The organism is Sphingobacterium spiritivorum ATCC 33861 (genome assembly GCF_000143765.1).
In the GTDB taxonomy this organism is placed as follows: domain Bacteria; phylum Bacteroidota; class Bacteroidia; order Sphingobacteriales; family Sphingobacteriaceae; genus Sphingobacterium; species Sphingobacterium spiritivorum.
Map to the genome: position 1 here is coordinate 92,499 of NZ_GL379773.1, position 21,653 is coordinate 114,151.

21 protein-coding genes and 1 pseudogene are annotated in these 21,653 nt (G+C 39.1%); 11 read left to right on the forward strand and 11 right to left on the reverse strand.

From position 1 onward, the window contains the following. Nucleotides 1–6 precede the first annotated feature (6 nt). Nucleotides 7–885 (forward strand): PorP/SprF family type IX secretion system membrane protein, encoded by an 879-nt coding sequence (locus tag HMPREF0766_RS16655; protein WP_002999740.1) that lies wholly within the window; start codon nt 7–9, stop codon nt 883–885. Between the two features lie 84 nt (nt 886–969). Here HMPREF0766_RS16655 and HMPREF0766_RS16660 read toward each other — a convergent pair whose 3' ends face one another. The 4 genes from HMPREF0766_RS16660 to HMPREF0766_RS16675 form a co-directional block, all read right to left on the reverse strand. Then, a complete protein-coding gene (locus HMPREF0766_RS16660) occupies nt 970–2,748 on the reverse strand; it encodes an acyl-CoA dehydrogenase family protein (RefSeq protein ID WP_002999741.1) in 1,779 nt (592 codons plus the stop codon). An 85-nt stretch (nt 2,749–2,833) separates the two neighbouring features. Then, nucleotides 2,834–4,006 (reverse strand): acetyl-CoA C-acyltransferase, encoded by a 1,173-nt coding sequence (locus tag HMPREF0766_RS16665; RefSeq protein ID WP_002999742.1) that lies wholly within the window; start codon nt 4,004–4,006, stop codon nt 2,834–2,836. Nucleotides 4,007–4,155: 149 nt separating this feature from the next. Continuing rightward, nucleotides 4,156–6,585, reverse strand: coding sequence for a 3-hydroxyacyl-CoA dehydrogenase/enoyl-CoA hydratase family protein (locus tag HMPREF0766_RS16670; protein WP_002999743.1), 2,430 nt, complete (start codon nt 6,583–6,585; stop codon nt 4,156–4,158). 11 nt (nt 6,586–6,596) lie between these two features. After that, the gene (locus HMPREF0766_RS16675) at nt 6,597–7,064 is read right to left on the reverse strand and encodes a MarR family winged helix-turn-helix transcriptional regulator (RefSeq protein WP_002999744.1); all 468 of its coding nucleotides are present in this window, start codon (nt 7,062–7,064) and stop codon (nt 6,597–6,599) included. Between the two features lie 233 nt (nt 7,065–7,297). Here HMPREF0766_RS16675 and HMPREF0766_RS16680 point away from each other — a divergent pair, with 233 nt between their 5' ends. The 5 genes and pseudogenes from HMPREF0766_RS16680 to HMPREF0766_RS22485 all read left to right on the forward strand — a co-directional run bounded on the left by HMPREF0766_RS16680 (nt 7,298) and on the right by HMPREF0766_RS22485 (nt 11,114). Then, nucleotides 7,298–7,789 carry an RNA polymerase sigma factor gene (locus tag HMPREF0766_RS16680; RefSeq protein WP_002999745.1) on the forward strand — a complete coding sequence of 164 codons (492 nt, stop codon included), beginning with the start codon at nt 7,298–7,300 and terminating at the stop codon, nt 7,787–7,789. Further along, the gene (locus HMPREF0766_RS16685; protein WP_002999746.1) at nt 7,786–8,445 is read left to right on the forward strand and encodes a hypothetical protein; all 660 of its coding nucleotides are present in this window, start codon (nt 7,786–7,788) and stop codon (nt 8,443–8,445) included. Before HMPREF0766_RS16680 ends, HMPREF0766_RS16685 begins: the two co-directional genes overlap by 4 nt. 141 nt (nt 8,446–8,586) lie before the next feature. Then, on the forward strand, nt 8,587–9,549 hold the full coding sequence (locus HMPREF0766_RS16690; RefSeq protein ID WP_002999747.1) for an isopenicillin N synthase family dioxygenase: 963 nt from the start codon (nt 8,587–8,589) through the stop codon (nt 9,547–9,549). A 162-nt stretch (nt 9,550–9,711) separates the two neighbouring features. After that, nucleotides 9,712–10,152 (forward strand): annotated as a pseudogene (locus tag HMPREF0766_RS22745) (DUF3472 domain-containing protein); the annotation flags it as partial. Nucleotides 10,153–10,364: 212 nt separating this feature from the next. Further along, the gene (locus HMPREF0766_RS22485; RefSeq protein WP_380948237.1) at nt 10,365–11,114 is read left to right on the forward strand and encodes a DUF3472 domain-containing protein; all 750 of its coding nucleotides are present in this window, start codon (nt 10,365–10,367) and stop codon (nt 11,112–11,114) included. A 65-nt stretch (nt 11,115–11,179) separates the two neighbouring features. Here the strand turns inward: HMPREF0766_RS22485 and HMPREF0766_RS16705 are convergent, their stop codons facing one another. From HMPREF0766_RS16705 to HMPREF0766_RS16715, 3 genes are all read right to left on the reverse strand, one after another. After that, nucleotides 11,180–11,944, reverse strand: a complete 765-nt coding sequence (locus HMPREF0766_RS16705; protein ID WP_002999752.1) for a porin family protein — start codon at nt 11,942–11,944, stop codon at nt 11,180–11,182. Further along, nucleotides 11,944–13,056 (reverse strand): PCMD domain-containing protein, encoded by a 1,113-nt coding sequence (locus tag HMPREF0766_RS16710; protein ID WP_002999753.1) that lies wholly within the window; start codon nt 13,054–13,056, stop codon nt 11,944–11,946. Before HMPREF0766_RS16710 ends, HMPREF0766_RS16705 begins: the two co-directional genes overlap by 1 nt. A gap of 245 nt (nt 13,057–13,301) precedes the next feature. Further along, entirely contained in the window at nt 13,302–13,661 is a 360-nt protein-coding gene (locus tag HMPREF0766_RS16715; RefSeq protein WP_002999755.1) for an MmcQ/YjbR family DNA-binding protein, read from the reverse strand. Between the two features lie 210 nt (nt 13,662–13,871). Here HMPREF0766_RS16715 and HMPREF0766_RS16725 point away from each other — a divergent pair, with 210 nt between their 5' ends. From HMPREF0766_RS16725 to HMPREF0766_RS16740, 4 genes are all read left to right on the forward strand, one after another. Then, the gene (locus HMPREF0766_RS16725; RefSeq protein ID WP_037460705.1) at nt 13,872–14,357 is read left to right on the forward strand and encodes a DUF4822 domain-containing protein; all 486 of its coding nucleotides are present in this window, start codon (nt 13,872–13,874) and stop codon (nt 14,355–14,357) included. An 86-nt stretch (nt 14,358–14,443) separates the two neighbouring features. Further along, nucleotides 14,444–15,292 (forward strand): AraC family transcriptional regulator, encoded by an 849-nt coding sequence (locus tag HMPREF0766_RS16730; RefSeq protein WP_002999760.1) that lies wholly within the window; start codon nt 14,444–14,446, stop codon nt 15,290–15,292. Between the two features lie 82 nt (nt 15,293–15,374). Beyond that, the gene (locus HMPREF0766_RS16735; protein WP_002999762.1) at nt 15,375–16,706 is read left to right on the forward strand and encodes an amidohydrolase; all 1,332 of its coding nucleotides are present in this window, start codon (nt 15,375–15,377) and stop codon (nt 16,704–16,706) included. Between the two features lie 64 nt (nt 16,707–16,770). Further along, nucleotides 16,771–17,388, forward strand: a complete 618-nt coding sequence (locus HMPREF0766_RS16740; RefSeq protein WP_236590598.1) for an ankyrin repeat domain-containing protein — start codon at nt 16,771–16,773, stop codon at nt 17,386–17,388. Nucleotides 17,389–17,480: 92 nt separating this feature from the next. Here the strand turns inward: HMPREF0766_RS16740 and HMPREF0766_RS16745 are convergent, their stop codons facing one another. After that, on the reverse strand, nt 17,481–18,032 hold the full coding sequence (locus HMPREF0766_RS16745; protein ID WP_002999767.1) for a thioredoxin family protein: 552 nt from the start codon (nt 18,030–18,032) through the stop codon (nt 17,481–17,483). A gap of 213 nt (nt 18,033–18,245) precedes the next feature. Here HMPREF0766_RS16745 and dnaK point away from each other — a divergent pair, with 213 nt between their 5' ends. After that, nucleotides 18,246–20,153 (forward strand): molecular chaperone DnaK, encoded by a 1,908-nt coding sequence (gene dnaK, locus HMPREF0766_RS16750; protein WP_002999771.1) that lies wholly within the window; start codon nt 18,246–18,248, stop codon nt 20,151–20,153. A gap of 61 nt (nt 20,154–20,214) precedes the next feature. On the opposite strand, the gene HMPREF0766_RS16755 is transcribed toward dnaK, so the two are convergent. From HMPREF0766_RS16755 to HMPREF0766_RS16765, 3 genes are all read right to left on the reverse strand, one after another. After that, nucleotides 20,215–20,415: a helix-turn-helix transcriptional regulator gene (locus HMPREF0766_RS16755; RefSeq protein WP_002999773.1), complete on the reverse strand. Its 201-nt coding sequence runs from the start codon at nt 20,413–20,415 to the stop codon at nt 20,215–20,217. Continuing rightward, nucleotides 20,405–20,878, reverse strand: a complete 474-nt coding sequence (locus HMPREF0766_RS16760; RefSeq protein WP_002999775.1) for a hypothetical protein — start codon at nt 20,876–20,878, stop codon at nt 20,405–20,407. Before HMPREF0766_RS16760 ends, HMPREF0766_RS16755 begins: the two co-directional genes overlap by 11 nt. Before the next feature lie 70 nt (nt 20,879–20,948). Further along, a complete protein-coding gene (locus tag HMPREF0766_RS16765; RefSeq protein WP_002999776.1) occupies nt 20,949–21,620 on the reverse strand; it encodes a TIGR02117 family protein in 672 nt (223 codons plus the stop codon). Nucleotides 21,621–21,653: the final 33 nt, after the last annotated feature.

Sequence of the window (21,653 nt, forward strand, 5' to 3'; positions counted from 1 at the left end):
TTTATTATGAACTCATATCAAATCAACAGGTATATTATTTCCTGTTATTTAACCTTTATCATACTGTTATTTTCATCTTTAGGATTTGCACAACAAGTACCTTTAGCCTCGGGATTTTTTACAGACAAATACCTCCAAAATTCGGCAAAGTATGGCATTTCTGCTGAAAACTCGCTGCTGCTTGGCATCCGTAATAATGTGGCGAACAACCATGCAAACCAGAATGAGCAATTACTAAATTTAAACCTGAACCATAATACAAATGGTTTTGGTGCAGGAATACATAATATAAATTCAGGATCGTTCAAACACACCAGTTTACAGGCTTCCTATGCCCACCATTTACTGTTTGATAATCCGGGGCATATGCTGAGTCTGGGGACTTCACTAAGTTATACAAGTGAAAATATCGATCTCAAAAAGATTGAGGGAGAGACCAATGATCCGACATTACTGGATTTCAACAGAAGAACCAATAAATTGGATCTTGATCTGGGTGTTGCATACAGCGTTTCGGATGTTGATATACAGCTCTCTGTCAATAATATTCTGGCGAAGAAGACCACTTATTTTCTGGTCAATAAAAGCAGGCTCTTCAGCAGTGTCAGCTATACAATAGAAACAGCAAGCCGTCTTCGGTTTTCTCCTCAGGTATCTTACCGGAAATTATTAAATGATAATGATGTCCTGGATCTGGGTGGAGCTGTTGCATTCAACCCAAACTTTCAACTGTTTGCGCTCTACCACAGCAATCAAAATATAACAACAGGAATGAATCTGAATATTAAAAAGTTTAAGTTTAATTTTGCTTATCTGAAAGGCACATCGGGAATTCAGAGAAATACCGCGGAATGTCTGGAATTTGCCTTAGGTTACCGATGGTAATGTAAAGTCAATAATGGAAATTACATCATAAAAAAAGCCAGCGTGCATAAACACGCTGGCTTAACAACCTAAAACAATAAAAGATTAAAAACAATATTTATTCTCCTCAATCAGCTTTTTGGCAATACGCTGACGGGCATCTTTAACATTAAATGGTTCTGCCTTTGTAAATCTGCGCAGACCTACCAGCATCATTTTTAATTCATCTCCTTCTCCAAAAGAATAAAGTGCCTCTTTACCTGCAGCATTTATTTTATCAATCGCTGTATACAGATATACTTTAGCAATATCGGTAGCATAAGCTGCTGCATCTGCTCCCTGTGTATGGAAGATCTTCTCGGCACGTAACAGGACAGATTCGGATACATATACGTAACCGATTATGTCTGCAATATTCATGAGGATTTCCTGTTCTTTGGACAGGGACATCATCAATTTCTGAACAGCTGCACCTGCAATCAGCAACCCTGCTTTTTTGAGATTAGCCAATATTTTTTTCTCTGCTGCAAATGGTGTTTCATCTTCATCTCCGAAATCAGGAATAGACATCAGTTCACCCGCGACAGCTGTCGCAGGTCCCATCAGATCCAATTCCCCTTTCATCGCACGTTTCAATAGCATATCTACCACCAAAAGACGGTTTACCTCATTTGTTCCTTCAAAAATACGATTGATACGAGAGTCACGGTATGCTCTTTCCATTGGTGCATCTGCCGAATAGCCCATACCTCCGTATATCTGTACGCCCTCATCTACAACATAATCCAGCATCTCTGATCCCCAGACTTTGATAATAGCACATTCGATAGCAAACTGTTCCACAGATTTTAGTTTGGCTTTTGCCTCATCCATTCCTCCTGCAACCAAAGCATCATAGGCATCATCAATATTTTGTCCGGCACGGTATGTAGCTGATTCTACAGCAAACAAACGAATGGCGGCTTCTGCAATTTTATAGCGGATAGCTCCAAACTTAGAAATAGGCAGGTTAAACTGCACACGTTCGTTTGCATATTTTATGGCTTGTGTCAATACACCTCTTGACGATCCGATAGTCGCTGCACCTAGTTTGATACGTCCGATATTCAGGATATTAACTGCAATTTTAAACCCGTTTTCGCGATCTGAAAGCATATTCTCTACAGGAACGGCACAATCATTAAAAAAGATCTGACGCGTAGACGACCCTTTGATACCTAACTTATGCTCTTCAGGATTCATGGTGATACCACCAAAATCTTTCTCCACAATAAATGCAGTCAGATTTTTATCATCATCAATCTTAGCAAATACGATAAAGATATCTGCAAAACCACCATTGGTGATCCACATCTTCTGACCATTGATAATATAATGAGTGCCTTCTGCATTCAGTTTAGCCGATGTACGACCTGAGTTCGCATCCGACCCGGAGTTAGGCTCTGTCAGACAGTATGAAGCCTTCCATTCTCCGGAAGCCAGTTTAGGAATATACTTTGCTTTCTGCTCTGCATTTCCATAGTAAAGAATCGGTAGAGTACCAATTCCGGTATGGGCAGACAAAGCTACAGCAAATGAATAACCCGAACCGACGGCATCTGCAACTAACATTGACGTATTAAAATTCTTACCAAAACCACCATATTCTTCGGGTATCGACACGCCTAATAATCCCAGTTCGCCGGCCTTATCCATCAGACTTGGCATTAGGCCTTCTTCCTGTGCATCTATACGTTCCAGTTTATTGAGAACTTCAGTATCCAGAAAGTCCAGACAAGTCTGACGAATCATCCTTGCTTCTTCATCGAATTCCTCCGGAATAAAAATATCTGTATACGGTGTTTCTCTAATCACAAATTCACCGCCTTTGATTGCTTTGCTCATAATATTCAGATTTTAGTAGTGTATATTGCGATCGTTTCCTCCGTCCGGACATACATCCTACAACTTTTATAATTCTTATTTTATACTATAATAACTCAAATATTCCTGCTGCTCCCTGTCCTGTACCCACACACATGGTAACCATACCATATTTTTTGTTGCGACGCTTCAGTTCATTCAGTACCTGCACGGTTAGCTTTGCTCCGGTACAACCAAGCGGATGTCCTAATGCAATAGCTCCTCCATTTACATTGACCTTTTCTTCATCCAGTCCCAATTCACGTATGATCGCCAGAGATTGTGAAGCAAATGCTTCATTCAGTTCAATCAGATCAATATCCTGCAGATTTAATCCTGCCTGCTCCAAAGCTTTTGGAATGGCGTAAATCGGACCTATCCCCATAATACGGGGAGGCACTCCAGCAACAGCATAACTCACTAAACGTGCGATAGGTTGCAGATTTAATTCCTTCATCTTTTTCTCCGAAACAACCAGTACGAAAGCTGCGCCGTCAGATGTCTGTGAAGAATTCCCCGCTGTCACGCAGCCGTCTGCAGCGAATACAGGTTTTAATTTGGATAATACTTCCAGTGTAGAATCTGCACGAGGACCTTCATCCGTATCTACGACATATTCGCGTGTGGCAATCTTACCATCTTTCAGGTAGTTTTCTTTAACAGTAACAGGAACAACACCATCTTTCAGATGGCCGTTTTTGATTGCTTCGACGGCGCGCTGGTGCGATCGTAAAGAAAATTTATCCTGATCTTCACGATTCACATTATATTCTTTAGCAACAGCTTCTGCCGTAAGCCCCATCCCCCAATACCAGTCCGGATTTTCTTTTGCAACTTCCGGATTCGGCACAATTTTCCAGCCTCCGAACGGCATACCCGACATCACTTCCACTCCTCCGGCAATAATACAATCTGCCATTCCGGATTTGATCTTTGCCACAGCTGTTGCAATAGTTTCTAATCCTGATGCACAGTAACGGTTAACGGTGACACCCGGAACTTTATCTGTCTGCAAACCCATTAACGAGATCAGGCGGGCTACATTCAGTCCCTGCTCCGCTTCAGGCATTGCATTACCGACGATTACATCGTCTATTTCTTCTTTATTGAGATTGGGCACTGAGGCTACCAAATGCTTGATAACATCTGCCGCTAAATCATCTGCCCGTGTAAATCGAAATCCTCCTCTCGGAGCCTTCCCGACTGCGGTACGATATCCTGCTACAATGTAAGCTTCCATATTCTTATAGTAGTTAGTAATGAGTTATTGGTATCGCCTACTGCGACACCTATCCTCACCAATCCTTTTATTTTAATTATTTTTTTCTTTATAAAGCATTGATGTTTATAACAGATTTTTGTATTTCATCAATACCTTTTTTGAGAATACTAATTTCGTAATGCCTTGCCTTTGGTCAGCATAAACTGAATTCGTTCCAGTGTCTTTCGCTCAGCACACAATTCCAAAAATGCTTTTCTTTCCAGATCAAGGAGATATTGCTCTGACACCTCCGTCGGTGCAGACAGATCTCCGCCACACATCACCCAGCCTAATTTTTCTGAAATTTTCTTATCATGATCTGAAATATAATTACCGGCACGCATGGAGCTTGCACCAACATATACTATACCTAACCCCTGTTTACCAAGAACTTTAATATCATTACGCGGAGCAGGTTGTACATATCCGGCATCGGCCAGTTCCAATGCTTTCTCTTTTGCATCTGCCAGCAGACGTGCCCGGTTCATCGTAATGGCATATTTGCCTTCCTGAAGATATCCCAGCTCAAATGCTTCGACGGCAGAAGTTGAAACTTTTGCCTGACCGACTGTAAGGAAACGATCTTTCAATGTATTCTGAACGATCTGATCATCTCTATATTCATCAGAAGCCCGCAATGCAAATTCTTTGGAACCTCCTCCTCCCGGAATCACACCGACTCCAAATTCAACCAGTCCCATATACGTTTCGGCATGTAGTTGAACGAAATCTGCATGCATAGAAAATTCACAGCCGCCACCAAGAGTAAGCTGGAATGGAGCTGCCACGACCGGAATCGAAGAATAACGGATACGCATAGAAGTATTCTGAAAAGCACGCACAGCCATATTCAGCTCTTCATAATCCTGTTCAACAGCCATCATAAAGATCATCCCGATATTGGCACCTGCTGAAAAGTTCTTTCCATCATTGGAAATCACTAATCCACGATACTCTTTTTCGGCCAGATCAATGGCTTTATTGAGTCCCTGAATAACATCGCCACCAATGGTATTCATCTTCGTATGGAATTCACAATTGATGATACCATCACCAAGATCTATAATCGAAACTCCTGAATTTTTCCAGATTGTTTTTGTTTCGCGGATATGATCCAGTACAATCAGATCTTCTGCACCCGGGATTGCTTTATAAGATTTGGATGCAATATCATAATAATGTCTTACACCATTTTCAACTTTATAGAAAGATTCATGTCCGGCATCCAGCATATCATGAACCCAGGCTGCAACCTCACCGGTCTGTCCCGGAAGACGTTTTTCTTCCGCTTTGATTTTATCAATCGTCTCTCTTACGCCTAATGCATCCCATACTTCAAAAGGACCTATTTCCCAGCCAAAGCCGGCACGCATGGCATCGTCTATACGGAAAAAGTCATCTGTAATCTCCGGAACTCTGTTAGACACATATTCAAACAATGGATAGTGCATCGCCCTGAACAACTCCGCTGCTTTATCTTTACCCTGTTCATAGACTTTCATGCGTTTGCGGATATCTTCTACCTGCTTCGTCGCCTCCAGTGTCTGCGATTTCACTTTTTGCTGAGATCCGAATTCCAGTGTTTTGAGGTTTAAGGAAAGTATTTCGGAATTACCTTTGGCATCTTTTACTTTTTCATAAAAACCCTTTTTGGTTTTCTCTCCAAGCCATTTGTTTTCAACCATTTTAGTGATGAAACCCGGCAATTGAAAGACTCCTTTAGCTTCGTCTTCCGGCGCATTCTGCGCCAAACCATTGGCAACATTTACCAATGTATCCAGTCCTACCACATCTGCTGTGCGGAAAGTGGCTGATTTGGGGTGACCCATTGCAGGACCTGTATATTTATCAACTTCCTCGACTGTAAGGCCTAAAGGTTCGACCAGATGGGTCAGTGCCAACATGGAATACACACCTATTCTATTACCGATAAAAGCGGGTGTATCTTTACATAAAACCACAGTTTTACCCAAAAATTTATCACCATATTCCATCAGGAAGTTTACGACCTCTTTTTTGGTATGAGGCGTAGGAATAATTTCTAATAATTGCAGATAACGTGGCGGATTGAAAAAGTGTGTTCCGCAGAAATGATCTTTAAAATCTTCACTTCTTCCTTCCGTCATCAAATGAATAGGAATACCGGATGTATTGGAAGTGATTAACGTTCCCTCTTTACGGAATTGCTCTACTTTTTCAAATACGGATTTTTTGATATCCAGACGTTCAACAACGACTTCAATCACCCAGTCTGCATGTGCGATTTCCTTCATGTCATCGTCAAAATTTCCGGTCTTTATCCTTTTGACAAATGACTTACTGTAAATAGGTGACGGATTGGATTTAATTGCAGTCTCCAACGAGAGGTTGACGATGCGGTTGCGTACCGGTTTGCTGTCCAGAGTAAGGCCTTTCGCCTCTTCTGCCGGCAGCAATTCCTTTGGCGCAATATCCAAAAGCAAAACTTCCAGTCCGATATTGGCAAAATGACAGGCGATTCTTGACCCCATCACTCCAGAACCTAAAACGGCTACTTTTTTAATACTTCTGTTATTCATCCTTTTATATTTTATGTTGCGGCAATATTATCCGCAGCGTTTGATTGTACTTCTTCCTGATAGTCTTTTGCCAGTTCATTTATTTTGATGAGTGTCTTAATCAGTTGAGCACGTTCTCTGGCACTGATATTTGCTTCCAGGTATTGATTAAAGCTACGCACCACATCCTTAGCAATTTTTCGCTTCTCTTTACCCAACTCTGTCAGATAGACCTTGACAGACCGCTTATCCACGTCACTCGCTTCTCTGTAAATAAAACCTAAGGTCTCCAGATTATTTAACACTCTGGACAAGCTCGTTGTTTTTACACCTGTCAAATTTGCAATTTGTGAAACAGGAGTGCCTTCTTTGTGTATATTTATCAAGATATACCCGGCAGCCTGCGTAAAACCGTACTGCGATGCGATCGTATTGTATTTATTGGCCACAGTCTGCCAACCGGTTTTCATGAAGTAATCAATTGTATTATCCTGACTCATAATTTATTTTTAGCTATTTTACTATGCAAGCATAACAAATTTAATTTATTTATTTGGACATTCCAAATCACATCTGTTAATTTTTCGATAAATCTTTGTCTGATTCTGATACTTCAAAAATAGATTAAACAAGCACAGGACAGATTTTATTCATTTTTACTATCAATTGTAATGTTTTTACCTTTTTCAAGACTAACAGATAAAGTAATTTAAAGAAGGCATCCAACTATAACATGGACATCGAAAAAGAATTTATCGGATTAATAACTTCCAATCAGGCCATTATCCATCGTATATGCTGCATGTATGTGGACAACAGAACGGACAGAGAAGACCTGTTTCAGGAAATAATACTGCAAAGCTGGAAGTCTTTCAAAAGCTTCAGAGGTGATTCCAGATTTCAGACCTGGCTATATCGTGTAGGGCTGAACACGGCAATCACCTACATAAAACGGGATCGTAAACATATGGATGCAGAGCTACAGTTTACACAGGAAAGCTATTGCGACATTATCTATCAGGAGAATGAAGAGATTCTGGCTATGTATCGGGCGATTGGTCAGCTTTCAAAAATCGAGAAGGCACTCGTTGCCCTTTATCTGGAAGACTACAGTTATAAAGAAATCGGAGATACAATGGGTATGACGGCCAATCATGTGGCTGTAAAAATATCCCGGATCAAAGAAAAATTAAAGGACCTCAGTAAAAAACAGCTATCATTATGAAATTAGAAGATCTTAAATATAACAACAGACAGAATAGTCCAACTACTTCATCTGCCCTATTGTTTCTTCCGCAAGAAGCAATTGAAAAATTAACAACACAGAAACCGACTAATCTGCTCGATACAATAGATGAAAACCTGAAGAAAAATATCCGCTACCGGTCGCTGTTCATTCTTGTAGCCACCGGCATTCTGTTGTATAATTATGACAACACGTTCTGGGGCTGGTATTTTATTCTGGGATCATTGGTAGAAGCCGGAATGACCTATATCGCCTATAAACTGCGTAAAAAAATTCATGAAAGCTTTGAAACCGATCTTCCGTTATCGGATCGGTTTATTCAAATACAGGAATTGATTCGAAAATACCTGAAATTCAACAAAACAGCACGAGGAAGTATTCTTGTAATATTAGCAATAGCTGTATCCTTAAAAAACATACAGTCCTTTGATTTACCATCTCTGTTTTCGGGTGATGTAATTTTAAGATTCTTCATTCTTGGACTGATTTTCTATTTCATACATTTTTATAGTTTTAAAAAATTCGCAAAACCACATCAGGATATGCTGGTGGATCTGCACTATTATCTTAAAGAATTAGAAGAACTGCCTCAGGAAGACATTCAAACCCATACACAGAAGAATGCCGGAGAATAAGCCGGCATATTAAAAATGTGGAAAACTTTTTTGTTTTACAAATCAATAAGTTAAGATCAAAACGCCTGCACTTATTCACACGGGTGTTAGAAAATTCAAAATTAATTCAATTACCTTTGTTCGTACAAAAACAGAAATAGTATGGCATTAGTTAACATACCCAGATTAGATTTACTGAATTACACTTCAGGTTCTAAAGAACAACGCGAACAATTCATTCAGGATATTGGTAAGGCTTTTAATGAAACCGGATTTGTGACGATCGCCAATCATGGTCTTTCCAAAGAGTTGATTGATGAATTGTATCAGGTGGTTCCTGCATTTTTTGCTCTTCCGGATGACACCAAATATCAATATGAGTTTCCTGAATTGGCAGGACAACGTGGCTACACTACAAAAGGCCGCGAAAAGGCTAAAGACTCTAAAACTCCGGATCTGAAAGAATTCTGGCAAAGAGGCCAAACGATTGTAGGAGAAGAATACTCAAAAACAGACTTTCCGGATAATCCTGAAGTCAAAGAGTTACCTCGTTTCAATACGATCACTGCAGAAGTATATAAAAAACTGGAAGATACAGGACGTCAGTTATTGAAAGCGATCGCCACTTATCTTGATCTGGAAGAAAATTATTTCGAGCAATATGTTATCAACGGAAATTCTATTTTGAGAGCGATTCACTATTTTCCGATATTACATCCCGAAGAACTTGCCCCTGATGCTGTACGTGCAGGAGCACATGAAGATATCAACCTAATCACGCTTTTGATAGGAGCCAGTGCAGATGGTCTGGAAGTATTGACTAAAGATGGCGAATGGTATCCGATTAAAGCTAAAGGAGAAGATATTGTGATCAATGTAGGGGATATGTTGCAAAGATTGACAAATAACAAACTAAAATCCACAACACACAGAGTTGTCAATCCTCCTTTGGAAAAAATGGGAACTTCAAGATTTTCAATTCCGTTTTTCTTACACCCTAAATCTTCCATGAGTCTGGCTTGTCTTTCATCCTGTATTGATGAAAAACATCCTAAAGCATACCCGGATTATACTGCCGGAGAGTATTTAGATGAACGGTTAAGAGAAATTGGCTTAAAGATGTAATCTCAGCCCGATAAAAGTAACTTTTGAAGGAGGAAATGTAGGATTTCCTCCTTTTTTATTTTGTTTTACAGCAATCAATCGATTGCACAACCTGCTCATAATCTTATTATTATACAGTAAAAGAAATAACTTTGATCCTGACATCATAACCAATCGCTAAACATGATATTAAAATTTTTCAGGATCAGCCCACTGTTGCTGTTCATATTCCTTTGCGAGACATTAAATGCACAGGAAAAAACATTTACCATTCCCGCAAACAAAGCCTATGCGGTTCCTTACACTCCTGATGAAAAGGAAGTAGGAGTATCTGTTCCGGTGGGTTACCCTGAAGACAAGGGTAGTATTTCGAACTGGACAAACAAAAACCGCAGTATTGTCTGGTATCTTTATCAGACTGCAGGTACTTATTACCTGGATTTCGACAATACCACCGCAAAAGGTAAAAATCTGACGTTTAATTTAAAAATGAGCCCTTGCTACGCTCCTTTGCAAATCTCGCCGTCTCAAACACAAATTGTCTTTAAAGGGCAAGGCAGACAAACCCGGACATCAGCAGGAAGTATCCTGATAAATCAAACCGGCTACTATAAGTATGAGCTTTCTCCTCAATCCGAGCCCTCAAATGCTATAGTCATTCATAACCTGATCTTCAAAAGTACAACCGATAATGCACATGTCAATCATACCGACTATCAATCCACACCTTCCGTTCATATCAACTTTAGCTCAGCAGCGGCTACGACTAAGTCATACAACTGGCTTTATGAAGAAGTAAATGTACCACAGGGTGCAGCCCGCTTCATACCTTCTATATGGCTATCGGTTTCTACAGAGGCTATCTCGGCATGCAGACGAATAGCAAAACAGAAAGAAGAGTGTTGTTTTCAGTATGGGACAGCAAAGATGCAGAGCATGATGCAACGACTACTCAACATGATTATGTATCTCTTGTAGACCGGTCGGAGACCACTACTGTCAATTCATTTGGTGGAGAAGGGACAGGAGGGCAATCTTATGTCAAATCTGCAAACTGGAAAACCGGGGAAACTGTAGCTTTCCTAATGAATGTACTGCCTCAGGAAAACAATTCTGTGATCTTATCTGCATGGTATAAACTTGCTTCTCAGCAGCAATGGAATTATATTGCCTCCTGGCGTGCTCCAAAAGAAAACAGATATTTTAACGGTTTTCATTCCTTTTTAGAAAATTATGGATATCCGAATGGTCAGCTTCGCCGTGAAGCAGATTACTTCAATGCATGGGGCAAGGAAAATGAATCAGGTAAATGGATCAATTTTAATAAAGTTCGTTTCAGTAATACGGATGGTAAGGAAGGCCAGCGGGTCGATTACGAACAAGGAGTATCTCCGCGTAATGCAAAGCATTTCTATATGTCCAGCGGAGGATATACACCGACAGTCAAGACTGCAAATGAAATTCCTTTGGCTACAGAGCCTCCGCTTAAGGATCTTTCCGCTTTTGAGAATCGCGTAAAAGAAGCCCTGAAAAATGAAGCTCTGCATAAAAACAGCGTGAAGGGCAAAACGTTGAAAAAGAAATAAAAAAATCCCCATGCGCCAACTCTTAAAATTAGCAGACGCATGGGAATTATAACATTATACAAACTCTACAATTTTATTCCTACTCCAACATTCAGGAAAATGTTATGAAGACCGAAACTTATACTTTCGAATCCTGTTTTCATTATATTATTAAATCCGTAGTCAAATTGTGCCAGTGCAAAATAACGTCTGGAAAAATTATAGTGTGAGCCCAGGCTCATTCCTACGTCCAACGTACGAACACTTCTCTTAAAATCATAATCTGCCTTGTCCACATTGATTTTATCTCCTGTAGGATCATCCTTGCGCATATATCCATTAGTCGCTGTACCGGTGAATTTCTTTTTTACTGCAAATGCGAAATAAGGTCCTGCCTGAAAATCCCATTTTTGTGATAGCCTGAAAGTTGCCTGTACTGGTACAGAGAGGTACAGGTTTTCTACATTAGTCTCAATATCACCTGTATAGTATCCTTTGATATTTTCTTCCGGATCTTCGTTGGCATTAAATGTAGTTTTATATCCTTTTACTGTTGCCTCCGTATTCATGCCCTTGCCTTCAAAGGTCACCCCCAGACTTATGCCCCATTTATGATCTATATTATATAACGTCTTTACCCCCACAAAAAATGGAAGAGCCGGAGCATAGCTTCTGATTTTACGGATCTCAGCAGGCAAAGATAGGGGTGCAGAACCTCCGATCTTCGTACCCAAATCCACAGAGAACCCAAATTTGCCGGATACACTATCCGCAGGAAGATGATTTTCTGCCTTTGCTGTTATTGAAAGAATAACAAACAAGATTGTTAATATATGGTATATCGGTTTCATTATTTTGTAATTATTTGTACATCATCAACAATTAAAGTACTTCCTATTGCTCCCTGAAAGTTATCTCCGTCCTTACTCGCAGACATCACTATTGCAATCCCGTATTTGAGTTTGTTAACATCAGCTATATTAACATCCTTTACATACTTAAATGGAATACTAAACTTAGTAAAACCTTCACCTGCAGTAGCTTTTCCACTTTCTAACTTTGCTGTTGCCACTACACTTTTACTTGTCCAGACATTCTCGCCACTGAGATAGCTTTTTTGAGTTTCCTTCATCAAATCATCTATATTGTAAAAGACTGCATAGATGGTACACTCATCTTCACCTTCCACAGGTTTGGACGCACTGTTGATCAGCTGTTTGCCGGGAGTATATCTGTAATAACCTTCAAACGTCTTTGGGACATTATTATATGGCAATCCGAAACGAGTAGCTTTTAGTGGAGAAGCCAACGCCATTGTTACATCAAAGACTCCTATGAAAAGATTTCCTGCAGCTATTGGTTTTCCGAACATTGCCCCGAAAGGTCCTGTAGATTTAGTTTCTAAAAGAGCTGCGGACTTTCCACTTCTGCTTTTATCGGTGGCTCTTGTAGGATACATTTCCGGTTTTTTTTCTCCAAACAGAGAAATTGCAAAACCTGGATTTCCCGATGACCAGTTATTAAACGAATTGTTATTTACTATATCAAAGAATTCATGGTACTTATTGGTTTCATCCGTTCTGAAGTTTTCAAAATCAAATTTAGAAGGCACAAAACCATCCGTCACCTCAATAATACTAACCAAGTATTTTTTCTCAAACCGCTTATCCTGAGAGGTTACTTTATATGTTACCACTTTATCAGTATTCTGTCCCACATCAGTTGTAATAGTCGCTCCTGGTGAGAGGTCAAATTTCAACTTATAATCAGGGCTTCCAGCTTCTTTTGGTTTGACATATATGGTTACCGAATTATTCGTAATAAGAGGCTCCGTGATCAAACTACCCTGCTCCAGATACACCGCAGTTATGTCCGCCTCCATATTTAATGGCTCATCTTTAATACAGCTATTGAGTAAGAACATGCTTACCGCTATACTTATAATTACAATTTTATTTAACATTTCTTTAAATTATTTTCACAAACATATTATAAAACATACAAAAACACAGCATTTCAATAAAATTATATAACAAATAATTATATTTCTACAACTAAGCGTCAGCAGAAATCACCAATTCATGAGATAATGAATACATTTATGACAAAGAAAATTCAGGTTATAAAACCAAATAATTGCTGAAATGATAAGCGGTAACCTCTTTTCTTAAATCCGAACCGCTTGCTTTAAACAGACAGACTTCTTTTTTATAAAGAGAGCGTCTCTCTGATCTTCAGAGGAAGGGCTTTTACTATGAGGTCATAGCTATGATCTATCAGTACAAATAATTCTTTGTCCGAAAGAACTTGATTGGCAAAGACCGTATTCCAATGTTTTTTGTTCATATGGTAACCAGGTAAAACAGTAGATTCGTACTTTTCACGCAGTTCTACAGCGTATTCGGGATCACATTTGACATTGAACGACAACTTATCAATCTGATCCAGTCCGACCAGCAGAAAAACTTTACCTGCGACTTTGAAAACCAAGGTATCCGGGCCAAAAGGCAGCTCTTCAGTTGCTCCCTTTTTACAAATACAATATTCCCGTAATTGTTCGATGTTCATTACCTGTATAAATTGAATGCTAAAATTAACTATTAAATCTGAAACTTATAGCCTGAATATTATTATAATGGTTTTGCAGCTTATTTATGGAAGAATCTCTTCTAACCATCTCCAACTGTTACTAATAAAATTCACAAGTTTATCTTCGCTTTTCACAATAACGGGAGTTAAGGGAGAGATAATTTTGCAGAACACTAAATATAAATGATTATGAGATCTTTAAAAAACTTAGGACTAATTGTGCTGACTCTTGTAAGTACAACTTTATTATTCAGCTGCAGTGATGATGACAAAGAAGTCACACCAGTACTCACACCAAGCGAAATATTGGCAAGTACAGCCTGGGAAACGACAGGAGCAAAAAACAACAAAGGAGAAAATGTAGCTCTGACAGATGCTAATGTTGCAGGAGCTGTTGGTTATGCTTATTACGACATTAAGGGTACTTTTATTATCTATGATCTGAAGGATGTATTCCGGATTCAGGGAGACTGGTCTGTTTCAGCAGATGGTAAAACCAGAACCCTGGTCGCCAAAAATCCCGAAACACAAGCCGTGCTATTTACAAGGGTTGTTGATATTTTAGTACTGACACCGAAAGAATTCACTTACCGCTTATACCCAAACAGCAGTGATCGCACCGTGTATTATGATATTATACACACACCGACCACTCACGCTAAACCAAATAAATAATAGCTCTCATAAAAATGGCCGGTTTCCCTATTTTCCACCGGTCATTTTTTTACCAGATTTAACGGAATATTTTGTAATTTCCAAATATGGTAACAAAAGAAACCTTTGCAACATTAGAACTCAAAGAGTTTCAATTTGATCCCAGATCAGATTACAGCTTGCTTTACCATGGCTCACACGGCAGGAATAAAATAGAGAAAGCACACAAACATGATTTTTATCTCCTATTTTTAATCGAAAAAGGCAATGGCATACACAGCATAGATTTTGTAGATTATCCTGTATCGGATTTTCAGATTCATATTTTATTTCCGGATCAGATTCACAAGTGGGATCTCGGAGAAGAAACTTCAGGATATCAATTGATGATCAGCAAGCGTGTGTTTGAAACATTCTCTACATCCATGCAGTTTTCTTTTCTCTTGTACCAGAGCCATCCGGTCCTTCAGCTTTCCCAGCCTCTGTTTCATGATATACTTTTTGAATATGAGAGTTTGAAGCGAGAACTTGCCTTGCATCCTGTTTACTGGGATATTGTATATTCCAGAAGTAAACTCATAACCCAACTGGTAAACCGGGAGATTGAACGCAAATTTGATGACATCTCCTTATACCGGACAAACCCCATTCTGCTGCGATACCACTCTTTAATAGATTATCATTTCAAAGAAGAGAAAACAGTCACCTTCTATGCAGATAAACTAAACATTTCGGCCAATTACCTAAATATTCTGTGCAAAAACAATCTTAAGGTAACAGCCTTATACCTTATACAGACACGTACGACTCTCGAAGCCAAAAGGTTGTTGCACAGTTCACAGCAATCTATTAAAGAGATTACATTTGAGCTGGGATTTAATGATATCGCCTACTTTTCCAATTTCTTTAAAGGGCAGACAGGTGTTTCTCCACGTCAATTTCGGGAGCAGTTATAATTTTCACAAGTTCTGGAATAAATCTCTCATTAATTCGGCTTCGAAGGTTCTTAACTTTGTTAAACACATCTCAAGTCGTCCTATGCATTCAATATCAAGAAAAGATTTTATAAAGAGTTCGTCTCTGCTGCTGGCAGGTGGCAGCGTCTTAATGGGAGAAGCTTCTCCTGCAAAACAAGCTATTCAGATGGAAACTACCAGCAAACACAAAAATTCAGCATTAGTTCTCAAAAACGTCAGACTGGAAACAGGTTTTGAATACGAAAATGAGGAAATAGTTGGAACCAAAACAGACTTGTTTACTTTGGAATTTGAAAACGGAAAAATAAAAGCCATACTTCCTAACAAGCCTGATACTGAAGCTATAGATGCAAAAGGATTATTAATGCTGCCTGCAATGAAGGATATGCATATTCACCTGGACAAAACTTATTACGGAGGACCGTGGAAAGCCAGATCTAAGAAAAACAGATCAGTCAAAGATATGATAGTCTTTGAACAGAAGCTGATGCCTCAACTCTTGCCATCATCGACTTATCGTGCAGAAAAGCTGATCGAACTCTTACAGTCTCATGGTGTGAATTTTGCAAGAAGTCATGTCAATATAGAGCCTGCGTCCAAACTTGATTCCTTAAAAAATCTACAGGTCGCTATTGAGAACAAAAAAGATTCTTTCGGTACAGAATTGGTTGCCTTTCCGCAACATGGGATATTCTATTCGCACTCGGAACAATTAATGAAAGATGTCGCTACTATGGATATAGATTTTATCGGTGGATTAGACCCGTTCTCTATTGACGGAAGTATCGAGAAAAGTATTGACTTTATTGTACAACTGGCTTTGGACAATAATAAAGGTATAGATATACACCTTCATGAAGGAGGAGAGTCCGGGCTCAAAACGGTAGAATACCTTATTCAAAAGGTTATGGAAAATCCGGCATTACAGCATAAAACATTCTTAAGTCATTGTTTTGTGCTGGCTAAATTAGAGAATCAGAAACTACAGGAGACTGCCGAAAAATTAGCAAATGCTCATGTAGGCATTATATCTACTGTTCCGTTTGGAGGTATTATTATGCCTATCCCTACACTTTACAAATATGGTGTAGATGTACGTACAGGTAATGACAGCATCATAGATCATTGGAACACATTCGGATCGGGCAGTATTCTTCAGAAGTCCAATCTAATGGCTCAGTTATATGGATACTCAACAGAATTTGAGTTATCAAGATGCTTAAAGATTGCAACTCATAATATTCTTCCACTCGATGATCAGGGCAGCAGACAATGGCCTCAGATCAACGATCAGGCAGATGCTATTCTGGTAGACGCAAGCTGCTCCGCAGAAGCTGTAGCGCGGATATCGCCTGTCAAATCATTAATTCATCAGGGTAATATTATTTATTAATATCATTATGAATCATTTTTTATTGTTTTTTTCCATCATTTTTCTAAACGCTTGCGAGGCAGATATGAAAACCGAAACGTCATCACAACTTCAGACTTCTATTGTAGAAGCTGTTAAAGCAAATCAACTGGCAGAAGTAGAATCCCTTCTTAAAAACGGGGCCGATGTCAATTCAAAAGATAAAAATGCCAAATCTTTGTTATTAATTGCCACCCAATCCCGATACATAGAGATGGCGAGATTACTGGTTAACAACGGTGCTGATGTCAATCTGCAGGATGATATTTTCGACAGCCCGTTTCTTTATGCCGGAGCTGCAGGGTATACGGAATTAGTACAGCTTTTTCTTGAACACGGAGCCCGTTTCGATATATACAACCGCTACCATGGCACCGCTTTGATCCCTGCTTGCGAAAGAGGACATCTGGATGTTGTAAAATTACTGTCCGGAACTCCGAAATTTCCCATTAATCATATTAACAGACTTGGATGGACAGCTTTAATGGAAGCCATAGTCCTCGGAAATGGCAGTGAAGTTTATGTCGAAATCGTGAATACGTTGGTAAAAGCCGGTTGCGATATCAACATTCCGGACAAAGATAATGTAACAGCTCTGGAACATGCCAAAGCAAGAGGATATACCGCTATTGCGCAGGTCCTGGAAAATGCTGGCAAACGATAGACTTCAAAATATTCAACCTACCTGTTGAAAAACAGAAACGTCCTGCAAAATTGCCGGACGTTTCTGTTTTATATAATGTACCGTTAAACAAATCAACTTAACAGCTTGATCAGTTCACGTTGAATCTCTTCCCCTTTATCCTGATTGTACCATTTTTGGATTTCCTCTTTGATTTCTTCAAACTCAGCTCCTTTTGTTTTCATTTGCATAAATACGGCTGTACATCCATCAGGTCGCGGACCCCATACTGCCAGATCTTCTCCGGCTTCATTACGAATAATCAGCTTTGGAACAGACTTTCCCCCATTGGTCAGATACTGCTCAATTAAAAAAGGAGCTGTATCCCTCAACTGAATATCCAATTCAATATTCGGATTGTCTTTGACCATCTTATAGATCATCGGAACAGAGTGTGCTGCATCTCCGCACCAGGGTTCAGTAATCAGAATCCAATGTTGCTTTGTCGTAATAGTCCCGAAAAAAGCCTTTGCTTCTACTGAAGGTTCAAACTTTTTCAGCCAACGGCTCATTCTGCTCCAGTTCATTTTGGTATAGTGAAAATATTCTTCATCCTGATATGCTGCATGTGCTGCTGGATTATGGAGAATGTCTTCGAAATACGCTAAGTATGCTTCAAATTTCATGATCTGCCTTCTATAATGTTTTTTGAGAGTGCAAATGTGACAAAATAAATAAACCAAAGCAATAAAGACAGTGCATTAAAACAATGATATGACAGTTTGTCACGCAAAATATCGTTTAAGATCATATTTATACGATTTTGAACGAAAGCTGCCAATTGGCATAAGGGTTGATAATAGTATTGCGAAACATTAAAAATAAATAAAATACAAGATATGTCTAAAATTATAGGAATTGACTTAGGTACTACGAACTCATGCGTTGCTGTAATGGAAGGTAACGAGCCAGTAGTTATAGCCAACAACGAAGGTAAACGTACTACACCTTCTATCGTTGCATTTGTTGATGGAGGAGAGCGCAAGGTAGGTGATCCTGCAAAACGTCAAGCAATTACAAATCCACACAAAACGGTTTATTCTATCAAACGTTTTATGGGTACATCTTATGATGAATCTGTTAAAGAAGCAGAACATGTACCATATAAAGTCGTAAAAGGTGATAATAATACACCTCGTGTAGAAATTGACGACCGCAAGTATACTCCTCAGGAGATTTCAGCTATGATTCTTCAGAAAATGAAGAAAACCGCTGAAGATTTCTTAGGTCAGGAAGTTACAGAGGCCGTTATCACTGTACCTGCATACTTTAATGACGCACAGCGTCAGGCGACAAAAGAAGCAGGAGAGATCGCAGGTCTGACAGTAAAACGTATTATCAATGAACCTACTGCTGCTGCATTGGCATACGGTCTGGATAAAGCGCATAAAGACATGAAAATCGTTGTCTTTGACTGTGGTGGTGGTACACATGACGTTTCAGTCCTGGAATTAGGTGATGGTGTATTTGAAGTAAAATCTACTGACGGTGATACACACTTAGGTGGTGACGACTTTGACAATGTGATCATCAACTGGTTGAACGACGAATTTAAAAATGAAAATAATGGCTTTGATCTGAAAAAAGATCCTATGGCATTGCAACGTCTGAAAGAAGCTGCTGAAAAAGCAAAAATTGAATTATCAAGCACAACTTCTACAGAAATCAATCTGCCATATATTACAGCTGATGCTACAGGTCCGAAACACCTTGTACGTACATTATCACGTGCTAAATTCGAATCTTTGGCTGCAGATCTGATCCAACGTACTATCAAACCTTGTGAATCTGCATTGAAAAATGCCGGATACAGTAAATCTGACATCGATGAAATTATCCTGGTAGGTGGTTCGACTCGTATTCCTGCAATTGTGGACGCTGTTAAAAACTTCTTTGGAAAAGAGCCTTCAAAAGGTGTTAACCCGGATGAAGTAGTAGCATTAGGTGCTGCAATTCAGGGTGGTGTATTGACAGGTGAAGTAAAAGATGTATTGTTATTAGATGTTACCCCTCTTTCATTGGGTATCGAGACAATGGGTGGCGTAATGACCAAATTAATCGAAGCGAATACAACTATTCCTACGAAAAAATCTGAAACATTCTCTACAGCATCTGACAATCAGCCTTCTGTAGAAATTCATATTCTTCAGGGAGAGCGTCCAATGGCTGCTCAAAACCGTACAATCGGTCGTTTCCACCTGAATGATATCCCTGCAGCTCCTCGTGGAGTGCCTCAGATCGAAGTAACATTTGATATTGATGCCAACGGTATCATCAAGGTTTCGGCAAAAGATAAAGCAACCGGAAAAGAGCAAAATATCCGTATTGAAGCATCTTCAGGTTTGTCTGATGAAGAAATCCAAAAAATGAAACAGGAAGCTGAAGCAAATGCGGATGCGGATAAGAAAATCAAAGAAGAAGCAGATAAAATCAATGCTGCAGATGCTTTAGTATTTTCTACTGAAAAACAACTAAAAGAATACGGAGATAAGATCTCTGCAGACAAAAAAGCAACTATTGAAGCTGGTTTAGAGAAATTGAAAACTGCTTATGCTGCTAAAAACTTTGCAGATATCGATACTGCTTCAGCAGAATTACAAGCTGCATGGAATGCTGCTTCTGAAGAAATGTATGCAGCATCTAACAATGGTGCACAGCCTCAGGGTGATGCCGGACAAGGCCAGCCAGGTGGAAATCAAGGCGGAGCAGATGATGTAACTGACGTAGATTACGAAGAGGTAAAATAACAACCTCCTTTTTACATAACAAAGCCCGAAGGTAATACCTTCGGGCTTTTGTTTTGAAGTTCTAATCTCCCTCATCCAGTTCAAATAATTCTTCAACAGACTTATCCAAAGCCTGCGATATTTTTAAAGAAAGTACTGTCGAAGGAACATACTTACCTGCTTCTAATGCATTAATGGTTTGCCTGCTCACATTTACCAAAATGGCTAATTGCTCCTGAGAATAGCCCTTTATCACCCTGTTTATTTTAATATTATTCTTCAACTGCAGTTTTCCTGTTTAATTTAAAAATACTAATATGAAAAATGATAATATAAAATAACAGCAGTTCCTGAGGAAATAAAGATATGATCCTAACGAACGTAGTACCATAAACAAAAACAGTAGCTATAAAACAAAAAATCAAGGCATAAATAATAGCCCAGGACCACGAAAACAACCGGACTGAATTAATCATCTCATCCTCAACTTTATTCCTTGAAAAAGCGATGGCTGCCAGACCAAAAAGAGTTAAACTAAGAAACAAAGTCAATGTAATTTCCACCTCCATAAACTTCAGAAATCCTTTTTCACTCATAAAAGGATCATTGATAAGAACAAAAGATTTGGTATAGATACCTTCTCCTCCTCTTTCTATTGTATCAATTACATAAAGAACCAGAGTGAGTGTAAATAAAATCACTCCTATCCAACGGAAATACCGGGGTAATAAAGGAATTTTTTTCATAATGAGTTTAGGGTTTACATTTGTTATTAAAACAAATGTAAAACAAACATTACATAATGACAAATAAACTTTACTTTTTATAATGACTTAATATTCCTTTATCCAGTGTTGCCCATATACCGGCAGGCATATTTGCTCTTTTTAATCCCTGATTGGTCCAGGTATTACAGGAATAGAACATACTATAAGCACCTTTAGCCTCATAGAAGGCGTCTGAATTTGTATACTGAGCTTTTGTCTGTATCACAATTGGGTTTCCCTGACTATCATAATCCAATGCTTCCTTAACATGATCTATAAGCGCATGATATTGCACTGTATCGATCATCCATTTATAACAGAGTTCATCTTCCACGATACGCTTATAGTAGGTTACATGCAATGCCGTTTCTCCGAGACCTGTTGCTGCCACAAAAGCTGTAGAAGCTTTAAGATCTTTCCATTCCGGTGTATTCAGATAAAATCCCTTATCTCCCCAGCCTATACTCACAAAATTATAGACTGTATCTTTACTTACATTATTACTGTAAGGGAAGATAGTTGCCCAGTCCATATTGTCCTGCTTTACAGGAAGTACAATATCTGTATGTACGCCATTAGACATAATGTATACCGTGATGGTCTTTGGTGCATCTGATGTGGCCGCACGGGCGGGTATCCGGGATAGAATACGTTCTGCTAACCAGTAAACTAATACAATGGCGATGATAGAACCGAAAATTATCATCAGGATTTTAAACATTTTTCTGAGCACAGGCTTATCGTGTTAGAGATT